This window comes from Salipiger marinus (genome assembly GCF_900100085.1).
In the GTDB taxonomy this organism is placed as follows: domain Bacteria; phylum Pseudomonadota; class Alphaproteobacteria; order Rhodobacterales; family Rhodobacteraceae; genus Salipiger; species Salipiger marinus.
Map to the genome: position 1 here is coordinate 26,094 of NZ_FNEJ01000012.1, position 19,689 is coordinate 45,782.

At 66.6% G+C, this 19,689-nt stretch carries 20 protein-coding genes; 4 read left to right on the forward strand and 16 right to left on the reverse strand.

Translation table 11 applies throughout. The features are described 5' to 3' along the window. Positions 1-23: 23 nt before the first annotated feature. From BLR51_RS14580 to BLR51_RS14655, 16 genes are all read right to left on the reverse strand, one after another. Positions 24-992: a cupin domain-containing protein gene (locus BLR51_RS14580; protein ID WP_089848225.1), complete on the reverse strand. Its 969-nt coding sequence runs from the start codon at positions 990-992 to the stop codon at positions 24-26. Continuing rightward, positions 993-2,054 (reverse strand): LacI family DNA-binding transcriptional regulator, encoded by a 1,062-nt coding sequence (locus BLR51_RS14585; RefSeq protein WP_089848474.1) that lies wholly within the window; start codon positions 2,052-2,054, stop codon positions 993-995. Positions 2,055-2,224: 170 nt separating this feature from the next. After that, positions 2,225-3,514: a TRAP transporter large permease gene (locus BLR51_RS14590; protein ID WP_089848227.1), complete on the reverse strand. Its 1,290-nt coding sequence runs from the start codon at positions 3,512-3,514 to the stop codon at positions 2,225-2,227. A gap of 1 nt (position 3,515) precedes the next feature. Continuing rightward, positions 3,516-4,010 (reverse strand): TRAP transporter small permease, encoded by a 495-nt coding sequence (locus BLR51_RS14595; protein WP_089848230.1) that lies wholly within the window; start codon positions 4,008-4,010, stop codon positions 3,516-3,518. An 11-nt stretch (positions 4,011-4,021) separates the two neighbouring features. Further along, positions 4,022-4,996, reverse strand: a complete 975-nt coding sequence (locus BLR51_RS14600) for a TRAP transporter substrate-binding protein (RefSeq protein ID WP_089848231.1) — start codon at positions 4,994-4,996, stop codon at positions 4,022-4,024. A 329-nt stretch (positions 4,997-5,325) separates the two neighbouring features. Next, positions 5,326-6,621: a histidinol dehydrogenase gene (gene hisD, locus BLR51_RS14605; protein ID WP_089848232.1), complete on the reverse strand. Its 1,296-nt coding sequence runs from the start codon at positions 6,619-6,621 to the stop codon at positions 5,326-5,328. 10 nt (positions 6,622-6,631) lie between these two features. Beyond that, positions 6,632-7,330, reverse strand: a complete 699-nt coding sequence (locus BLR51_RS14610; protein WP_089848233.1) for an RraA family protein — start codon at positions 7,328-7,330, stop codon at positions 6,632-6,634. Then, a complete protein-coding gene (locus BLR51_RS14615) occupies positions 7,318-8,004 on the reverse strand; it encodes an alpha/beta fold hydrolase (protein WP_089848234.1) in 687 nt (228 codons plus the stop codon). Before BLR51_RS14615 ends, BLR51_RS14610 begins: the two co-directional genes overlap by 13 nt. Before the next feature lie 141 nt (positions 8,005-8,145). Beyond that, positions 8,146-8,526, reverse strand: coding sequence for a RidA family protein (locus BLR51_RS14620; protein WP_089848237.1), 381 nt, complete (start codon positions 8,524-8,526; stop codon positions 8,146-8,148). Next, a complete protein-coding gene (locus tag BLR51_RS14625) occupies positions 8,523-9,152 on the reverse strand; it encodes a TetR family transcriptional regulator C-terminal domain-containing protein (RefSeq protein ID WP_207543633.1) in 630 nt (209 codons plus the stop codon). The genes BLR51_RS14620 and BLR51_RS14625 overlap by 4 nt, the downstream gene beginning before the upstream one ends. A 90-nt stretch (positions 9,153-9,242) precedes the next feature. Beyond that, entirely contained in the window at positions 9,243-10,253 is a 1,011-nt protein-coding gene (locus BLR51_RS14630) for an ABC transporter substrate-binding protein (protein ID WP_089848249.1), read from the reverse strand. Position 10,254: 1 nt separating this feature from the next. Next, positions 10,255-11,637 (reverse strand): FAD-binding oxidoreductase, encoded by a 1,383-nt coding sequence (locus BLR51_RS14635; RefSeq protein ID WP_089848251.1) that lies wholly within the window; start codon positions 11,635-11,637, stop codon positions 10,255-10,257. Then, on the reverse strand, positions 11,634-12,824 hold the full coding sequence (locus tag BLR51_RS14640) for an amidohydrolase family protein (RefSeq protein WP_089848253.1): 1,191 nt from the start codon (positions 12,822-12,824) through the stop codon (positions 11,634-11,636). Before BLR51_RS14640 ends, BLR51_RS14635 begins: the two co-directional genes overlap by 4 nt. 5 nt (positions 12,825-12,829) lie before the next feature. Further along, positions 12,830-13,693 (reverse strand): ABC transporter permease, encoded by an 864-nt coding sequence (locus BLR51_RS14645; RefSeq protein WP_089848255.1) that lies wholly within the window; start codon positions 13,691-13,693, stop codon positions 12,830-12,832. Then, entirely contained in the window at positions 13,674-14,480 is an 807-nt protein-coding gene (locus BLR51_RS14650; RefSeq protein WP_089848257.1) for an ABC transporter ATP-binding protein, read from the reverse strand. Before BLR51_RS14650 ends, BLR51_RS14645 begins: the two co-directional genes overlap by 20 nt. Positions 14,481-14,483: 3 nt before the next feature. Beyond that, positions 14,484-15,284, reverse strand: a complete 801-nt coding sequence (locus BLR51_RS14655) for a creatininase family protein (protein ID WP_089848259.1) — start codon at positions 15,282-15,284, stop codon at positions 14,484-14,486. A gap of 222 nt (positions 15,285-15,506) precedes the next feature. Between BLR51_RS14655 and BLR51_RS14660 the strand changes: the two genes are divergently transcribed. From BLR51_RS14660 to BLR51_RS14675, 4 genes are read left to right on the forward strand one after another with little or no spacing between them, the layout of a single operon-like run. Further along, entirely contained in the window at positions 15,507-16,241 is a 735-nt protein-coding gene (locus BLR51_RS14660) for a FadR/GntR family transcriptional regulator (protein ID WP_089848261.1), read from the forward strand. Continuing rightward, positions 16,238-17,392 carry a PLP-dependent transferase gene (locus BLR51_RS14665; protein ID WP_089848263.1) on the forward strand — a complete coding sequence of 385 codons (1,155 nt, stop codon included), beginning with the start codon at positions 16,238-16,240 and terminating at the stop codon, positions 17,390-17,392. The genes BLR51_RS14660 and BLR51_RS14665 overlap by 4 nt, the downstream gene beginning before the upstream one ends. Positions 17,393-17,446: 54 nt before the next feature. Then, a complete protein-coding gene (locus BLR51_RS14670) occupies positions 17,447-18,703 on the forward strand; it encodes an ABC transporter substrate-binding protein (protein ID WP_089848265.1) in 1,257 nt (418 codons plus the stop codon). Between the two features lie 55 nt (positions 18,704-18,758). Continuing rightward, positions 18,759-19,688 carry a carbohydrate ABC transporter permease gene (locus BLR51_RS14675; RefSeq protein WP_089848267.1) on the forward strand — a complete coding sequence of 310 codons (930 nt, stop codon included), beginning with the start codon at positions 18,759-18,761 and terminating at the stop codon, positions 19,686-19,688. The last annotated feature ends 1 nt before the right edge of the window (position 19,689 follow it).

Consider the following 19,689-nt stretch of genomic DNA (forward strand, 5'->3'; position numbering starts at 1 on the left):
CGCCGTCTGCGGAAACGGGCCGCTCAGCCCTTCCAGGTCTCGCCCGCCGGATCCTGCGTGCCACGGATGCGGTAAAGCCCCGCCTCGCCGGACATGCTGGGCTCCAGCGTCACCGGCAGGTCTTCCGGCACGCTCATCGTGTCGCCCGGGGCAAGGATGGTGCTGCCGCCCTCCCAGACCACGCGCCAATGCCCGAAGACCGGCATCAGCACCGAGGGCCGCGGCTCGGTCACGGGCGTGGTCTGGGCAGAGCCGCGCGTCACCAGTTCAACCTCGAAGCCGGGGCGGTCGGGCAGGCGCCCGGTCTCGCCGATCACCGTGACCGGCGTCTTGGCCGCCATCGCCGAAAGATCGCGATAGCGCGCCACATGGCGCGGCAGCACCTCCAGCGCGCTGGGTTCGGGGAAGGCTTTCAGCTCTTCCTCGCTGAGCACCGGCATGGGAGCGATGCCGTCGGGCAGGGTCTGGCCCTTCTTGCTGTCGTAAAGCTTGCCATTCTCGCCCAGAACCAGCCCGTGATCGCGCGCGTCCTCGATCACCTGCGGCGCCCAGATCACCCCGCCGCCCGCATCATCGCCCCCAAGCACGGCCATGATCATCCCGTAATCGGTGCCGACGTTTTCGAAGCCGCGGAAGATGCCGGTGGGGATGTTGATGATGTCGCCGGGTTCAAGGATCACCTCGCCCGCCGTGCCCCAGCGGCCCCAGAAGAAGCGCCAGCGCCCGGACAGGACAAAGAACACCTCGGCAGTGCGGTGCGAATGCAGCGAGTTGCGGCAATGCGGCGGCTGGCCGGCGGCGCCGATGTTGAACCCGTGCGGCAGGCTGATATGCACATGCTGGTCGGCGCTTTCCGACACGCCGCCGCCGATGATGGTAAAGTTTTCCTTCTGGTTCGAGCCGGGCGTATGCGCGTCGATGAAGGCGGTGCGGCAGGGCTGCAGTTCGCCGTAGCGCACGATGCGCGCGGTCATGTCCATGGCGGGGGTCATTCAGATCTCCTGTGGTGGTTCGGGTTCGGGGGGGCTCCAGCCCTCGGGGATGCGGGCGGACCCGCGCAGCACCAGCGGCGCGGGCATGCGGATCGGCTCCGAAGAGGCCTCGGCGGGGGTCTCGATCTGCGCAAGCAGACGCTCGACGGTGCGCGCCACCATGGTTTCGGCATCCTGCCGCACCGTGGTCAGGTCATAGGCGGGCCATGCGGCGGGGGGCACATCGTCGAACCCCACCACCGAGACATCGCCGGGCACCTTCAGGCCAAGCTCGAAACGCAGCACGTCCATGACGACGAAGGCCATGTGATCGTTGGCGACAAAGACCGCATCGGGCCGCTCCGCCTCGGACTTGCCGGCAAAAAGCTGGCGTGCCGCCGCCTTGGCCGCCGCCGCCTCGTAATTGCCGACGGCGCGGGCAAACAGCGTCTGCCCGGCCTCGGCCAGCCCCTGCAGGAAGCCCGCCTCGCGGTCGCGCTGGGTCGAGGCCTGTTCCCACCCCGCCACATAGGCGATGCGGCGATGCCCGGCGGCGGTGAACAGCCGCGCCACCTGCCGCCCGCCATCGGCATTGTCGGAGGTGACACAGGTCACGCCCTTGCCATCCTGCGCGCGGTTGAACAGCACCACCGGCACGCCAAGCGCTGCGCAGCGGGTGGAGAGTTCGGAGGACAGCGACACCGAGGCCGTCACCAGCCCCGCCACCTGATAGTCGAGGATTTCCTGAATGACGTCGTCCACCGTCTCCGACCCCTGCGAGGACATGAAGACCAGCACATGATAGCCGCGTTCCTGCAGCGCCTTCGACAGCTTCTCCAGCACCTCGGGGTAGAAGTAGTTTTCGAGATAGGCGATCACGAGCCCGATGATCCGGCTCTGCCCGGTGATCAGCGACCGCGCGAGGATGTTGGGGCGGAACCCCAGCGCCTCGGCGGCGAGCCGGACCTTCTCGGCGGTCTTTTTCGACACGGAGGCCCCCGGCGTGAAGTATCTGCTGACTGCGGACCGGCTTACGCCGGCCTTTGCGGCCACTTCCGCCATCGTCACCTTCTCGATTGTCATGCTGCGCGCCTCTTGCGTGTCGTCCAAGGTCACGCCGCCCCGGCCACAGGTCCGGGACAGCCCGCGCATCATAGGCGCGGGCGTGCCGATTGTCCCGTGGGCGGAAGGGGTTATCGGACGACGCAAGGTCACTCTGTCCTCTCTTGCAGCATTGGCGCGACGGGGCCGGGTCAGCCGCCATAGTCCAGAAAGATCCGCGGCAGGCCGAGCGACAGCCCCGGAAGGAAGGAGATGATCAGCAGCGCTACGATCATGGCCAGCACCCAGGGCAGGATGCGCCGCGCGATGGCATCGAACGGGATCCGCCCCACCTGCGCGGCCATGAACAGGTTCGCGCCAAGCGGCGGGGTGACAAAGCCGATGGCCAGCGCCACGATCATGATGATGCCGAAATGCACCGGATCGACGCCCAGCTTCACCATCACCGGCAGCAGCACCGGGGTCAGGATCACGATGGCCGCCAACGTTTCAAGAAAGGTGCCGACGATCAGCAGCAGCGCCAGCGCCGCCAGCAGCACGAGCACCTTCGACTGGGTGAGCGACAGCACCAGCGCGGACAGCGCCTGCGGGATCTGTTCCAGCGCGATGATCCGGCCAAACGCGACCGAGGCGCCGATGATGACCAGCACGGTCGAGACCAGCAGCGCGCTTTCCAGCATCATCCCCGGCAGGGCGCGCAGCGGCAGTTCGCGGTAGACGCAGACCGACACCACCAGCGCATAGACTACGGCCACTGCCGAGCTTTCGGTGGGGGTCACCAGCCCGCCATAGATGCCGCCCAGCACCACGGCGGGCATCAGCAGCGCCAGCTTCGCCTCGTTCAGCGCGGCCAGCAGCGCGCCGCGCGACGGCGGCTCCACCACCACCGGCGCGACCTTGCGGCGGTTCAGCCAGTTGTAGACGATGAGCGTTGCCGCGATCACGAGGCCGGGCACGATCCCGGCCATGAACAGTGCCGTGACCGAAACCCCCGCCTGCACCGCATAGACGATCATCACCACCGAAGGCGGGATCATCACGCCAAGCCCGCCCGCCGAGGCGACCATGGCCCCGGCATAGGCCCGGTCATAGCCGCGCGCGACCAGCGCCGGGATCATTGCAAGCCCGATGGCCGCGACGGTGGCCGAGCCGGTGCCGGAGATCGCTGCGAAGAAGAGGCAGGCCATGATGGTGACGGTGCCCAGATCGCCGGGTGCCCGCCCGAAGGCAAGATCGGCGACCCGCACCAGCCGGTTCGAGATGCCGCCCTGGCTCATGATGTTGCCGGCAAGGGTGAACAGCACGACCGCGATCAGGGTGAAGCTGTCGATCCCCGACACCAGCCCCAGCGCGTAAAGGTCGAAGTTGAGGAAGGGGATATAGGCGATGGCGATCAGCGAGGCCGCGCCAAGTGCGATGCCGATGGGCACGCCGATGGCGAGCAGCAGGAAGAAGCTGCCGAAAAGCAGGGCCGAGGTCATGTCAGACGTCCATCTGCGGAGAAAGCTGCGCGTCGCCCGTCACGGCGATGCGCCAGATCTGCTGGCAGAGCCGCAGCACCGACAGCGCGCCGGTCACCGCGATCACACCGTAAAGCACGGCGGTGGGCCATTCGGTGGCCGACAGGATCTTGCCGCGCGCCGCCGCGTTCTGGGTGATGACGACCCCCAGCCAGCAGACCGCGAGCGAATAGACCAGAAACACCGCCTCGGCCAGCAGCAGCAGCCAGCGGCGCAGCCGGGGCGGCGCCATGTCCACCAGAACCGTGACCCGCATGTGCCGCCGGTCGCGGATCGCGTAGCTGACCCCGAAATAGATCATGTAGACGAAGGCCAGCCGCGCCACTTCTCCCGCCCATGCGATGGAGGTGGAAAAGGCGAACCGCGCCACCACGTCGGCGAAGACGAGGAGGATCACCACGGCCAGCGCCGTGACGATCACCACCGGCTCGGCCCATTTCTCGAGCTTTGCGAGCATGGCCTCCCCCGTTACTGCAGCGCGGACATGAACTGGTCGTAGACGGCGTCGCCGACCTTGCCGCGGATGTCTGCCTCGATGGCGGCATTCATCATCGCGCCCATTTCGGCGCGGTCCTCGGCGGGCAGTTCGTTGACGGCAAGCCCGGCCTCTTCCAGCTTGGCCAGCGTCGCGGCATTGGCCTCGGCGGTCAGCTCGCGCTGCAGGGTCACGGTCTCCTGCGCGGCGGTGTCGATGATCTCCCGCTCCGCCTCGGACAGCCCGGCATACCAGTCGGCATTCGCCATCCAGAGTTCCGGCCAGTAGATATGCCCGGTCAGCGAGACATAGTCCTGCACCTCGAAGAAGCGTTCGACGATCATGGAGGAAAGTGCCGATTCCTGCCCGTCGATCAGCCCCTGCTGCAGCGAGGAATAGATCTCGCCCCATGCCAGCGGCACCGGCACCGCGCCGATGGCACGCCATGCCTTGATCTGCACCGGGTTGTCGGCGGAGCGCATCCGCAGCCCCTCGAAGGCGGCGAGGCTGTCGAGCGGCGCGCGCGAATTGGTGAAGGAGCGGAAGCCCAGTTCCATGAACCCGACCAGATGCAGGTCGCGGCTTTCCATCGCCTTGCCAAGCGCGTCGCCCGCCGCGCCGTCCAGCACCGTGCGGGCGTGGGTTTCGTCGTCAAACAGCAGGAACTGGTCGAGCACGCCAAGCTCCGGCACGGTGGCGGACAGATGCACCGAGGCGCCGGTGGTCATGGTGATGTTGCCGGACTGGACCAGCTCCACCATTTCCTGCACCGATCCGATCTGGCCGCCGGGGAAAATCTCCACCGTGATGTCGCCTTCGGAGCGGTCTTCCACGGTCTGCTTGAACTGCAGCAGCGCCTTGTGGATCGGGGAATCCTCGGGGGTGGCATGGCCGATGCGGATGGTCTCGGCCATCGCGGGCATGGTGACGGCGCAGAGGGCTGCCGCCATGGTGGTGATGAACTTCATGTCTCTCCTCCCTGCCCTGACGGGCTATTCCTGTCGGAGCGCGCAGCAGACCGGGGCGGGCCTCCGCCCGGATCTGGCCGTGGTGATGGGATCGCTGCGCTCCTGCCGTCTCGAGCAGGCGCCTCCTCCGGCCCCCTTTGCACTCGATTGCAAAATGGGTAGCGCGGGAGTCACCTTTGCGCAAGAGATTTTTGCAAGCGAGTGCAATTTTGAATTGTGCGAGATCTGTCAGGGGCTTGAGTGTCAAAGCCACCCCTGCCCCGTGCCGGACATGACGCCGCGCGCCGGGGGTTCAGGCCGGATTTGGGTGGTCGAATCGCGGCGCGGGCCTAGCGCTGCGGGCTGGCCTGCTGCCGGTCAAGGCGCAGCTGCGCCGCGCGGCGGTGCCCTTCAAGCGTTTCCGACGCGGCCTGACGCGCGGCGGGCGGCGCCACCTGCCGCACGCCCTCTTCGGTCAGCCACTGATGCGTGACGGTCTTGATATAGGTGCCGACCCAGAGCCCGCCGGTATAGCGCGCCGCGCCCATGGTGGGCAGCGTGTGGTTGGTGCCCGAACATTTGTCGCTATAGACCACCGAGGAGTTGGTGCCGATGAACAGCGAGCCGTAATGCCGCAGCCGCCGCGACAGCCCGTGCGCGTCTTCGGTATGCACCTGCAGATGCTCTGCCGCGACGATGTCGGAATAGGCGATCATCGTCGCCTCGTCGGGGCAAAGCGCGATCTCGCCATAGTCGCGCCATGCCTGCCCGGCGGTTTCGGCGGTGGAGAGGCTGGCAAGCTGGTGCTCCACCTCGGCCAGCACGGCATGGGCCAGCGCGGCATCGGTGGTGATCAGCCCGACCCGGGTGCGGATGTCATGTTCGGCCTGCGCCAGCAGATCGGTGGCCAGCATTTCCGGATCGCCGGTGTGATCCGCAAGGATGAAGATCTCTGACGGTCCGGCCAGCTGGTCGATGCCCACCGGGCCGAAGACCTGCCGCTTGGCCTCGTTCACGAAGGCATTGCCGGGGCCCACGATCTTGTCCACCGGCGGCACCGTCTCGGTGCCAAAGGCCATGGCGGCGATGGCCTGCGCGCCGCCGATGCGGAAGATGCGGTGCGCCCCGGACAGATGGCAGCCCGCGATCATCGCCTCATGCGCGGTGGGGGGCAGGCAGGCGATCACCTCCTCGCAGCCCGCGACCGCGGCGGGCACCAGCGTCATGACCGGGGCCGACAGCAGCGGATAGCGCCCGCCGGGCACATAGCAGCCGACCCGCTGCAGGGGGATGTTGCGATGCCCCAGATGCACGCCGGGGCGCAGTTCCACCTCGATCTCCGACAGCGCGCCAAGCTGCGCCTCGGCAAAGGCGCGCACATTGGCGATGGCGAATTCGGTATCGGCGCGGGTTTGCGGATCAAGTGCGGCAACCGCCGCCTCGCGCTCTGCGGCGCTGACCTCGATCCGGTCGGGCGTGACCCCGTCGAACCGCGCCGTATAGTCCCGCACGGCGGCATCGCCCTCTGCCCTGACCCGCGCGATGATTTCGGCCACCAGCCCGGCCACGGCGCCGGTATCGGCCCCCGCGTCGCGCCCCGGCGCCTTGATGAAACGGAGGGTCTCGGGCAGGGGCAGGCGGGTCATGGCGTCCTCGTCAGGTGCGGGCTTTCTCGAAGGCGGTCCAGGCGGCTTCGAACTTGGCGAAATCGAACCCCGGCGCGCGCGCGGCGTCGAGAACAATCGCCTCTGTCGCCTGCATTTTGCCGATCGCGGCGGGAAGTTCGGCCAGATGCGAGGCAGGAATGACCAGCGCGCCGTGACGGTCGGCATGGATCCAGTCATCCGGACGCACGGTCAGGCCAAAGACCGTGACCGGACCGCCAACCTCGGTGACATGCACGAACCCATGCGAGGGGCCGATCCCGCCCGCCAGCACCGGAAAGCCGGGGGCAAGATCACCCAGATCGCGCATCACGCCATTGGTCAGCGCCCCGGCAAGGCCGAAGCCCTTGTGCACCGCCGTGTTCAGCTCGCCCCAGAAGGCGCCGATGGCCGCCTCCCCGTCCACATCCTCGACCACGGCAAGGCGTGGCCCCTGCCCCGTGGCCATGTGGCGGTAATAGTCCATCCGCCGGGCGCGCACGGTTTCCGGCGCCTCGGGCGAGGGGGCCAGCGCGCTGATCTTTGCGGTGCGCGCCTGCCCGACGATCACCCCTGTGGGATCGCTGGCCAGCAGCGTGCCGCGGGTGAAGGCATCAAAGCCGCGCCTGCCGTCGATCACCTCGATCGCGTTGCAGACGGTGGGGGTGTCGACGCGGCGCAGGAGCGCCAGAAGATCGGTCAGCTCAGCCATTGGCGCAGCGCCTCCGTGACGGTTTGGGGGGTTTCCAGCGTGGGCAGATGCCCCGCGCCGGCAATCACGTGCAGGGCGGCATGGGGCATCAGGTCGTGCATCAGCCTGTGGCGCGCGACGGGGCAGAGCCGGTCCTCGGCGCCGCAGAGGATCAGCGCGGGCCCGTCATAGCCGCGCAGGGTGGCGCATTGGTCGGGCCGGTCGCGCAGGGCGCGGCTTTGCCGGGCAAAGACCTGCGGCCCCAGATCGCGGGCCATGGCGTGGCAGGTGGCCTCTATGCCGGGATCGGGCGTGGCAAGGTAGCGCGGGATGAAGGTGTCCGCCATCATCTGCGCCAGCTCGCCGCGCGCGGCGCGGTCGATCTGCCCGGCCCGCCCCGCCTGCACCTCCGGCGTTTCGGCCAGCGGATTGGTGTCAAGCAGGGCCAGCCGCGCCACCCGGTCCGGCGCCTGCCGCAGCAGTTCCATCGCAAGGATGCCGCCCATCGACAGCCCGGCCAGCGCGAAGCGGCGCGGCGCGTCGGCCAGAACCATGGCGGCCAGATCCGCCATGCTGTCGGCCCGGGACAGATCGGCGCAGATCAGGCTGCGACCGGCGGAAAGGGCCGCGATCTGGGGCGCAAACAGCCGGGCATCGCACATCATCCCGGGCAGAAGGACCAGCGGCAGGGTCATGACCTGCCCCGCCTCTGGCCGCGCGCTGTGATCCGGTGACGCATGTGACCCTCCCCTGCCGCCTGCTGCCCTTGCACTCGATTGCAACAGCGATAGCGGCAGGCCGCGCGCGGTGCAAGAGCCTGGGCGCCCCGGTCTAGCTCAGGGCAGCCGCGCCAGCGCCTCGACCTCCACCAGAAATTCGGGCCGGGTGAAGCCGCTGACGATCATCAGCGTGGAGGCGGGCAAAACGGGCAGATGTGCCACCCGCGCATCGCGCACCGCCATATAGGCCGCCATATCCTCGCGCCGGGTCACGAAGGCGGAAAAGCGCAGCACATGGGACAGATCCGCGCCCGCTTCGGCAAGAATGGCGGCGATATGGTCGAAACACAGCTCGGCCTGCGCCTGCACGCCCTCCGGAATGGTGCCGTCAGCCGCCAGCGCCAGCTGCCCCGAGGTCGTAATCAGGCCGCCGGAGTCGACGCCATGGGAATAGGCGCCAAAGGGGCGCGGCAGGGAATTGGGAATAAGGGCTTTCATGACGCGCGCTCCGTGTCGCTCAGGCCGCAGCGCAGCAGGAACAGCTGGATCGCCTCTTCGGAGATGCGCGCGGCATCAAGCGGCGCGTCGGGGCCGGTGCCCATCAGCATCCGCGCCTGCATTTCGTAATCGGCGTAATGCTGCGCCACCGCCCAGATGTTGATCTGGAACAGCAGCGGATCCACGGGGGCAATCTTGCCCTCGGCGATCCAGCCCCGGATCACCTCGGCGGCTTCGTCCACCGCCGCGCGGAGTCCGGGCCAGTGCTTGGCCATTTCCGGTGCCCCCCGCGCCATTTCCCGCGCAAACAGCCGCGAGATTTCGGGATGGTCCAGGGCCTGCTGGATCTTGCGCTGGATATAGGTGCGGATCGCCGTCCTTGGATCGTCGCGGTTGGAGGAAAGCAGGAAAATCTCGCGCCATTCGGCAAGGATATGGCCCAGCACCTCCTGATACAGATCCTCCTTGCTGGAGATGTAATAGTGCAGCTGTGCCTTGGAAATACCGGCGGCATCGGCAATCGCCTGCGTCGAGGTGCCGGAGAGGCCGTTGCGCGCGAATTCCCGAATGGCCGCGTCGCGGATGGTTTCCCGCATCCGCGTGCGTTTTGTCTCTACGATGGTCATCGGTTTCCGCATCCCCTCCCGCGCCTGCATGGGGCGACCCCCGCAAGGGTCGGCCCCGGTCTAATTCGTGCCCTTCGCCCGTGGCGACGGTCAGTCCGCGGTCAGCGCGGCCTTGATGTCAAGCCCGTGACCCTTGTTGACGAAGCTGGTATCGGCCACCTTGGACAGATCGACCGAGCCTTCCTCGATGATGCCCGAGGCAATGGCGAGATCGTAAAACGCCTTGACCCGCTCATCGGTCAGCGCGCCAATCCCAAGCGTTTCGGCATCGCCCACGTCGATGATGCCCAGCTTTTCGAACTGCGCCACTTCCTTGTCGAGCTTTTCCACCGTCATTTCCGGATTGGCGGCCATGATCGCCTCATAGGCAGCGGTCCGGTCGCCATAAAGGAAGTTGTTCCAGCCCTCGATGGAGGCATTTACGAAACGCTGCACCAGTTCCGGGTTTTCCTCCACCAGCTCCTGACGGGTTTCAAGCGTGGCGGCATAGGTGCTCCAGCCGTGATCGGCCAGCAGGAAGGTGTCGACCTCGGCGCCCTGATCGGCGGCATAGATCGGCTCCGCCGTGCCATAGGCCTGCTGCACCACGGCCTCGTCGCTCAGGAACTGCGCCAGATTGAAGCCGTAGGGGCGCAGCTGTTCGTCGCGGAAGCCGTGGTCATCGACCAGCCACTGCCAGAAGCTGAATTGCCCGTCCTTGGAAATCAGCACCGTCGGCGCCTCGGTCAGAGCCGCGAAGCTGTCATATTGCCCGGCATGGGTCATCAGGGTCTGCGGGTCTTTCTGGTAAAAAGCCGCGACGACTGTGGTGGGAATGCCGTTGCGCACATTGTCGAAAGACAGCAGCAGATTGCCCGCCATCAGGAAATCGAGCCGCCCGGCGGACAGCATGGGGCGGTTGTTGACCTGCGGACCGCCGGGCTGGATCTCCACCTCCAGCCCGTATTTTTCGTAAGTGCCGTCGACCAGCGCCTGATAAAAGCCGCCATGTCCGCCCTGTGCCAGCCAGTTGGTGCCAAACACCACCGGATCGGCGGCCCATACCGCACCTGCCGCCCATATCGCGCCAAAGGCGCCAAGGACCGTTGTCTTTGCAAACATTCTAGTTCTCCGTGTTGGGGTCTTCGCCGCGCGCCATGTCGGCGGTCCAGCCCCGGGTTTTTCCCGGGTTCATCAGGCCATAGGGATCGGCCAGTTTCTTGAAGGCGATCTGGCTGTCGTCGATTTCCTTCATGCCGCCATCCTCGATGGTGACGACATGGGGATCAAAGATCGTGCAGCCGTCCTTTTCCTCCAGCTCCGCGATCAGGTCATACATCGCGTCCTTGCCGCGATAGCGCACCAGCGGCAGCGCGAAGATCTGGATCTCGCCATCCATGCGCGCCATTTCGTGATGCCAGAACAGATCCTCGCCATGGCGCTGCATCTGCCGCATCACCAGTTCGGGATCAAAGGGCCGGGGATAGGCGACCTGAAGATAGGTCCAGCCCTTGTCCATCTTCAGCGCCTGCAGCGTGGTGTGATTCCAGCCGCATTCATAGGCGGGCTGCAGCCCGGCCTCCTGAATTTCGGTCTTGGTCATGGCAAAGGACACCCGCCCGCCCTTGGCCTCGACATCGGCGCGGAACCGGTCCATTTCCTCGGGCGCCACCATGGCGAAGATCGCGTCGCGATCCGCCGGGAAATAATCGCCGAATTTGCGGTAATAGGGCGCAAAGCGCCGCTCCACCGCCGACAGCAGATAACAGTCAAGCCCGTCCTGCTGCACGTCGATGGCGAAATCGAGCGCGCGGTCATATCCGTCAAACAGCGCTGCGGTGTGAATCCAGTCGGTCGCCTTGGTCAGCGCCAGCCCGATTTCCACGACAATGCCATTGGTGCCATAGGCGTGCTGCACTTTCTGGATCTCGTCCCCATGCAGTTCGATGACCTGCGGCTCCGGCTCCACCGTCACCACCTTGACATAGGAGATATTGCCGGGATCGCGCAGCATCCCGTGCCGCAGCGAGCCGATGCCGCCGGATCCGCCCGCCAGAAAGCCGCCGATCGTCGCCATCTGCCGGGTGGAGGGATACATCAGCAGTTCCTGCCCGGTCTCCCGCGCCGCATCGTCCAGCCGCGAGATCCGCGCCCCCGCCTGCACCCGGGCATGGCCGGGCGTGATCTCGATCACCTCGCTGAGCCGGGTCAGATCCATGATGACCCCGCCCTCCAGCGGCACGCATTGCCCGTAATTGCCGGTGCCGCCGCCGCGCAGGGTCAGGGGCACCCGGTGCCGCGCCACCAGCGAGGCGACATGTTTCACCTCCTCCACGGTCTGCGGCATCACCAGCAGTTCGCCGCGCAGATCCTTCAGCTGGTCGTTGAGGATGGGGCTATACCAGAAATAGTCATGCGACCGCGCCGCGAGGTATTTCTCGTCGGCATGGACGCGGATCTTGCCCAGTTCGGCGGTAAAGGCGGCCTGATTCCAAGTCTTCGTCATGCGTGCTCTCCTTGAATTCCCGGCATCCGCCTGCCGTCCTGCCAGATCTCGCGCGCAGCGCTCGCCCGGCTCACCGCATCCGCCGGGCCGCTGGCCGCGATGCGGATGAACGAGGCGGGACCGCCCTCGCGCAGGCTCAGATCGCGGCCCATCCAGCGGGCCGGCGTGGCGCTGATCGCGTCGAGCCATGTTTCGGGATCGAGATGCCCGGTCAGGACTGCCAGCCGGTAGAGATCCCACAGGTCATAATCGCCATAGGGGAAGAAGCCGTCGCGGACATTGTCCGACCCCAGCATCACCGGCACCCCGGCATGGCGCGCCTCCTGCAGCGGGGCAAGGCCGCGCAGGCGTGGCGTGCGGCCCGCGCTGGCATCCTGCAGATAGCTGTTGGCGCCGGGCAGCACGGTCAGCCCCACGCCCGCCGAGGCCGCGCGGTCCAGCAGCCGCTGCACCTCTGCGGCATCGCGCACCGACAGCGCGCAGCCATGCCCGCAAAGCACGCGCCCCGCCATGCCGCGCCGCGCCGTCTCGGCGATGATGGCGTCGATGCCCTGCGCTTCGGGGTCGAGCCCTTCGTCCACGTGGAAATCCAGATCGAGCCCGTGCCGTTCCGCCAGATCGAAGACCGTGGCCAGCTTGGCGGGCAGATCGTCGTTGCGATAGACAAAGGCGCCCATCACGCCGCCTTCGGCTTGCAAGGTCTGCGCCACGGCGGGGCCGATGTCCTGCAGCGCATCAAGCGGCGTCAGCGAGGCGAGCTGCAACTCGATCCGGTCTCCCCAGTCCTGCGCCAGTTCCCGCAGGACGTGCCATGCCAAGGGCGGCGCGGCCTTGTGCCAGTCGACATGGCTGCGCATCAGACGGGTGCCATGGGCGGCGGCGCGCGCCAGCCCGGACCGCGCCCGCTGCCGCAGATCGGCTTCGGTCCATGTTTCGGCATCCGCCGACATCATGTCGATGGCGTCAAACAGCGAGGCGGCGCGGTGCGGCATCCGCTCGGCGGTGAAGGTCTTGTCGAGATGGACGTGAATGTCCGCAAGCGGCGGCATCACGAAGCCGCCGCCGCTGCTGGCAGAGGGGCGGAGCGCGGTGATCCGGCCCTCGCGATGGGTCAGATCCCAGTGCCCGGCGCGGCCCGCCAGCGTAAGGCCGGTCAGGGTGGCGCCGGATCCGTCGGGCGTGGTCATTTGGGTCATCCTTCGCGCTTGATCTCGCTCTCGTGCCAGTGGCCGAGAACGGCGCGGGACAGCCACGAGGTCGCGAGGAAAATGATGACGCCCAGCACCGACACCAGAAACAGCGCCGCGAACATGCGCGGGATTTCATTGCGGAAGCTCGATTCCAGAATGCGCGAGGCAAGCCCGGTATTCTGCCCCGCCGTGCCCGCGACAAATTCGGCCACCACCGCGCCGATCAGCGCCAGCCCGCCCGCGATCTTCAGCGCGGCCATGAAATAGGGCAGCGCCGAGGGGATCAGCAGATAGCGCAGCCGCTGCCACGGCGTCGCCTGATAGAGCCGGAACATGTCGCGCAGGTTGTGATCGGCGCTGCGCAGGCCGATGGCGGTGTTGGACAGGATCGGAAAGAAGGCGACGATCCATGCGCAGATCAGCAGGGCCGCGAAGGTGTTGCTGACATAGATCAGGATCAGCGGCGCGATGGCGACCACCGGCGTCACCTGCAGGATCACCGCAAAGGGAAAGAGGCTCATCTCGATCGGGCGGGACAGGGCAAAGACCATGCCCAGCGACACGCCGCCGATGATGGCCAGCGCCAGCGACAGCAGGGTAAGCTTGACGGTGAACAGCGCGCTCTGCATCAGCGACGCGCCGTCGGTGACCAGCGTCTTGGCGATCAGGCTCGGCGCCGGGATCAGGTAATGCGGCACCTCGTGATACCAGACCAGAAATTCCCAGAGCCCGATGGCGCAGCCAAGTGCCGCCACCGGCAGGATCAGCTGCAGCCGCCGCTCCCGCCGTTCGCGCAGCAGGCGCGGGTCGGGCGCGTGGAGGTCGACGGCAAGGCCGGTTTCGGGGTCAATGGTTGAGATCGACATGGGTCATGGTCCCTTCCAAGGCGGTGCTGACCTGTTTGCAGGTCTCGGCATAGGTGGTGGACATGCGGTAATCGGCGGTGCGCGGAATGTCGGTGGCCAGCGGGATGTCATGCACCACGCGCCCGGGCCGGGCCGCCATCACCACGACGCGGCTGGACAGGTAGACGGATTCAAACACCGAATGCGTGACGAAGATCACCGTCAGCCCATGCGATTTCCAAAGCGCCAGCACCTCGTCATTCAGTTTGGACCGGGTCATTTCGTCCAGCGCCGCGAAGGGCTCGTCCATCAGCAGGAGCTTGGGCCGGGTCACCATCGCCCGCGCGATGGACACCCGCATCCGCATGCCCCCCGAAAGCTCGCGCGGATAGGAGGTGGCGAAGTTCGACAGCCCGACCATGGCCAGCGCCTCGTCGACCCGTTCGCGGGCTTCGGCCTTGCCCAGCCCGTGCAGCTTCAGCGGCAGGTGGACATTGTCGAACACCGTGGCCCATGGCATCAGCGTCGCCTCCTGAAAGACGAAGCCGATATCGCTGCCGTCGCGGCTTTGCCCGGCGGGGTGGCCGTTGACGGTGATGGCGCCCTTGGAGACGGACAGCAGCCCCGCGATCATCTTCAGCGCCGTGCTTTTGCCGCAGCCCGACGGGCCCAGAAAGCTGACGAATTCGCCCTGTTTGATGCTCAGCGACATGCCGCGCAGGGCGATGGTGCCGTTGCTGAACACCTTGTCGACATCGCGCATGTCGATCAGATCGGGCGCGGTCGCGCCGTGCGGAAGCGTGCTCATCGCTCAGATCTCCGGTTTGCGGTCAAGCCAGGACAGCGGCAGGCTGTCGATCTCCGCCATGGCGGCGACCAGCTTTGTCACGGCATGGGCAAGCGTGGCCTCGCCCTTTTCGGCGCTGGCCAGATGCGCCTCGCCACAGGCGCCGCTGGTGCTCAGATCCTGCGTTTTCCAGCCGGGTTTGACGGCGCGGCCCAGACCCAGATGCTGCGTCTGTTCCGCCAGATCCTGCCCGCGCGAGCGGAAATCGCGGGCAAGGCTCATGTCCACATTGGCAGGATCCAGCGCCAGCATGACCGAGGTTTCCATGTCGCCCGCATGGATGCCATGGGCAAGCTCGGTGCCGGAATAGATCCCCTCCGGCATGCCGAAGCCGAACCAGTTGGCCGAGAACGCCATCATGCCATGGCGGATGCGCAGATCCCGCGCGGCCATGTCCATGGCGGGGATATTGCCGCCATGCCCGTTGAGAAAGACCAGCTTGCGCACCCCGGCCCGGGCCACGCTGGCGCCGATCTCGCGCAGGACATGGCCGAAGGTTTCGCCGGTCAGGGTCAGCGTGCCGGGAAAATCGATGTGCTCGTCGCTTTTGCAGATCGCCTGCGTGGGCAGGATCAGCACCGGGCTGGTGTCGGGCAGCGCCGCCGCCAGCCGCTGCGCCACATTGTGCACGGTGCAGGCATCCACCGACATCGGCAGATGCGGGCCATGCTGTTCGATGGCGCCGATGGGCAGCACCGCGATCAGGCGGTCATGGTCCAGTTCCGCAAAGGCCTGTCTGGAATAATCGGCCCAGAACCGCTTCATCGGGCCCGCCCCGCCGTAGGGGGTGTCTGGTTGGTCTTGGTCATTCTGGTCTCCCTCGGGGAAACAGTAGAAAAAAAGATAGCAAATGGTCAAACTAATTGGTCAGTTTTTCGGGCAGGTGTGGGCGGCTGCATGTTTTTCGGGCAGTTGCCCCGGACGCGCGCGACCAGCTTGGGGCAAAAACCGCTTGCACGACTCAAATTGGTCTGACCTATTACCAATATGACCGAGCCCGTCCTCTCCCCTGACCCCGTCTCCGACGATCTGGCCGCCCTGCCGCCGCTTGGCCGCAGCCGTCAGATCATGGATGCGCTGGCGCGCTACATTCAGGCGCGCAACCTGCAGCCGGGCGACCGGCTGCCGCCCGAACGGGAGCTGACCGCAGCGCTCAAGGTCGGGCGCTCCAGCATCCGCGAGGTGGTGAGCCAGCTTTCCGCGCTTGGCATCGTCGAGGCGCGGATCGGCTCCGGCACCTATCTGCTGCGCCAGATCTCCGCCGAAACCATCTACATGCCGCTCAGCCTGTCGGCGGACGGTCTGGCCGAGGCGCTGCTGATGACGCTGGAGGTGCGGCGCGGCATCGAGATCGAGGCCTCCATCGCCGCCGCGCGCCGCCGCACGCCCGAAGACATGGCGCGGATGCAGGAGGCGCTGGAAGAGATGGAGCGCACCCATCACCGCGAAGGCGGCAGCGGCAAGGCGGATTTCGCCTTTCACATGACCGTCTATGACGCGGCGCATAACCCGCTGTTCCGCCAGCTTCTGGAACAGATGCGCGACATCTTCGAACGGTTCTGGGACCGGCCCTTTGACCGGCCCGATTTTGCCGCCCGGTCCTTTCCTTATCACCGCACCCTCTTCAACGCGATCTGCGCGGGAGACACGGCGGCTGCGGCAGAAGAAACCCGCAAGATCCTCGACGTGGTCGAGGAGGACATCAGGAACATGCGTCCATGACCGACCTCTACGAGGCCTCCCGCCTGATCGTGGCCCACGATGCCGAAAGCCTGCTTGGCGCCGTGGTGCCGCCCATCGTGCAGACCTCGCTGTTCACCTTCGACAGCTATGACGAGATGATCGCGGCCTATCGCGGCGAGATCACCCGCCCCATCTACAGCCGCGGCCTTAACCCCACCGTGCGCGCCTTCGAGGTGAAGCTGGCGGAGCTGGAACAGGCCGAAGACGCGCTCGCCTTCGCCTCGGGCATGGCGGCGATCTCGGCCTCGGTGCTGGCCAATGTGGCGCCGGGCGACCGGATCGTGGCGGTGCGCAACGTCTATCCCGATGCGTTCCGGCTGTTCGGCACCCATCTGCAGCGCATGAAGATCACCGTGGACTATGTGGACGGCACCGATCCGCAGGCGGTGGAACGGGCCCTGCCCGGCGCCAAGCTGCTGTATCTAGAAAGCCCGACAAGCTGGGTGATGGAGGCGCTCGACGTGGGCGCGCTGGCGGCGGCGGCACAGCGGCATGGCGTGTTTTCGGTCATCGACAACAGCTGGGCCACGCCGGTGTTTCAGAACCCGCTGACGCTGGGGGTCGATCTGGTGGTGCATTCCGCCTCCAAATATATCGGCGGGCACAGCGATGTGGTGGCGGGCGTCATCGCCGGATCCAAGGCGAATGTCGACCGGGTGCGGGCAGAGATTTACCCCTATCTGGGCGGGCGTATCGCGCCGATGGATGCGTGGCTGCTGCTGCGCGGGCTGCGGACGCTGCCGCTGCGGGTCGCCGCCCATCAGGACAGCGCGCTGGAGATCGCGCGCCGCCTGCAGCAGCTCGACTGTGTCGACCGCGTGCTGCATCCGGGCCTTGCGCCGCTGCCGCCGGGGCTGCGCGGCACCACCGGCCTGTTCTCATTCCTTTTCCACGATGGCATCGACCTGCGCCGCTTCTGCGACGCGCTGCGGCTTTTCAAGCTGGGCGTCAGCTGGGGCGGGCATGAAAGCCTCGTGGTGCCCGGAGATGTCGTGCTCGAACAGAAGGCCAGACCCAACTCGGCCCATGAATTCGGCATCTCCGCCCGCTCGGTCCGGCTGCATGTCGGGCTGGAGGGGACAGAGGCCCTCTGGGCCGATCTGACTGCGGCCATCGCTGCCGCGCGGTGACGGCCCATCCCGGGCCGACACGCACCGACCGCCGTTCAACAGGGAGAGAAGACCATGAAAAACCTTATCAGCGCCAGCACGCTTGCGCTTCTGGCGGCCAGCGGGGCGGCCAGCGCCGACACCACGCTGCGCCTTGTCGAGGTGATCACCAGCCCGGCCCGCACCGAAACGCTCCGCCAGATCGTCGCCACCTTCGAGGAGGCCAATCCCGGCACCACGGTCGAGATCATCTCGCTGCCCTGGGGCGAAGCCTTCCAGAAATTCGCCACCATGGTTTCGGCGGGCGATCTGCCCGACGTGGTGGAAATGCCGGACACGTGGCTGTCGCTTTATGCCAATAACGGCCTGCTCGAAAGCCTTGAACCCTATCTTGCGGATTGGGACACCACCGCCGATCTTACCGACCGCGCGCTGGAACTGGGCCGCGATGTCGATGACACCGCCTATATGCTGCCCTATGGCTTCTATCTGCGGGCGCTGTTCTACAACAAGGATCTGCTGGCCGAAGCCGGGGTGGAGCCGCCGACCACGCTCGCCGAATTCCGCAGCGCATCCGAGGCGATTTCCGAACTGCCCGGCAAATCCGGCTACTGCATGCGCGGCGGGCCGGGCGGGCTCAACGGCTGGATGATGGCCGCCGCGACCATGGCGGGCGACAACCGCTATTTCACCGAAGACGGCACCTCTACCATGGACAGCGAAGGCTGGGCCAAGGGGATCGAGTGGTATGTGAACCTTTACAAGGACGGGCTCGCCCCCCGGGACAGCGTGAACTGGGGCTTCAACGAGATCGTCGCGGGCTTCTATTCGGGCACCTGCGCCTTTCTGGATCAGGATCCCGATGCGCTTATCGCCATCGCCGAACGCATGACCGAAGACCAGTATGGCGTGATCCCGATGCCGAAAGGCCCGGATGGCAAGTCCTTCCCGACCATCGGCTATGCGGGCTGGTCGATGATGGCCGCGTCCGAACACAAGGATCTGGCATGGGATCTGATCGCCACGCTGGAAGGCCCCGAGGGCAACATCGCGTGGAACAAGACCATCGGCGCGCTGCCGGTGCTGAAATCCGCCGAAGAGGATGAATTCTACGCCGCCCCCGCCTTCGAGGGCTGGTTCGACGCGCTGGCGGACGAGGACGTGGTGCCCACCACCATGCCGACCTATCTGGAAGAATTCGCCTATTTCAAGGACTCGCTCTCCATCGCCTCCGGCCAGCGGGCGCTGCTGGGAGAGATCACGCCGCAGGAGCTTGCCTCCGAATGGGCGGCCTATCTGACCAAGGCGCAGCAGAACTTCCTCGCCGACTGATCCGAGGCCGGGGCCGGGCGCGCGCGTCCGGCCCTTCCCCCTTTCCGGAGGACCGATGACCGCCACGCCCATCCCCATCCCGACCCGGCGCCCGCTGCGCCAGCGCGTCGCCCTGACGCTGGAGCCATGGCTTTACTGCGCGCCGGTGCTGATCCTGATCACCGCCGTGATGCTGGTGCCGCTGATCCTTGGCATTTCCTACGCCTTCCGCGACATCCAGCTGCTCAACCCGTTTTCGGGCGGCTTTGTCGGGCTCGACCATTTTCAGGCGCTGGGGCAGGACGCGGCTTTTCTGCGGGCGCTGCGCAACACCCTGTGGTGGACCGGCGCCAGCGTCTTTCTGCAGCTGAGCTTCGGGCTGATCCTCGCGCTGCTGCTCAACGTGCCCTTCGCCGGGCGCGGCATCGCGCAGTCGCTGGTCTTCCTGCCATGGGCGGTGCCGACCTTTCTGGCCGGGCTCAACTGGGCGTGGCTGTTCAACCCGGTGATCGGGCCGATCCCGCACTGGCTGACTGCGCTGGGGCTGATGGAGGAGCCGTCCAACATCCTGTCCGATCCGCAGATCGCCATGTGGGGGCCCATCGTCGCCGCGACATGGTGGGGCATCCCCTTCTTTGCCATCACGCTGCTGGCCGCGCTGCAGTCCATCCCCAAGGATCTGTATGAGGCCGCCTCCATCGACGGTGCCTCGCCGATCCAGCGCTTCTTCTCCATCACCCTGCCCTATCTGGCGCCGGTCATCGCCATCACCGTGCTGCTGCGCACGGTCTGGGTCGCCAATTTCGCCGACCTCATCATCGTGATGACCAATGGCGGACCGGCGGACCGCACGCAGACCGTGGCCAGCTACATCTTCACGCAGGCGTTCCGGCGGCTGGATTTCGGCTATGCCTCCGCCGTGGCGCTGGTGCTGCTTGCGCTGCTGCTGGCCTATTCCATGGTCATCCTCGTCTTCCGCCAGAAGCTTTCCAACAGGGACAGGTGAC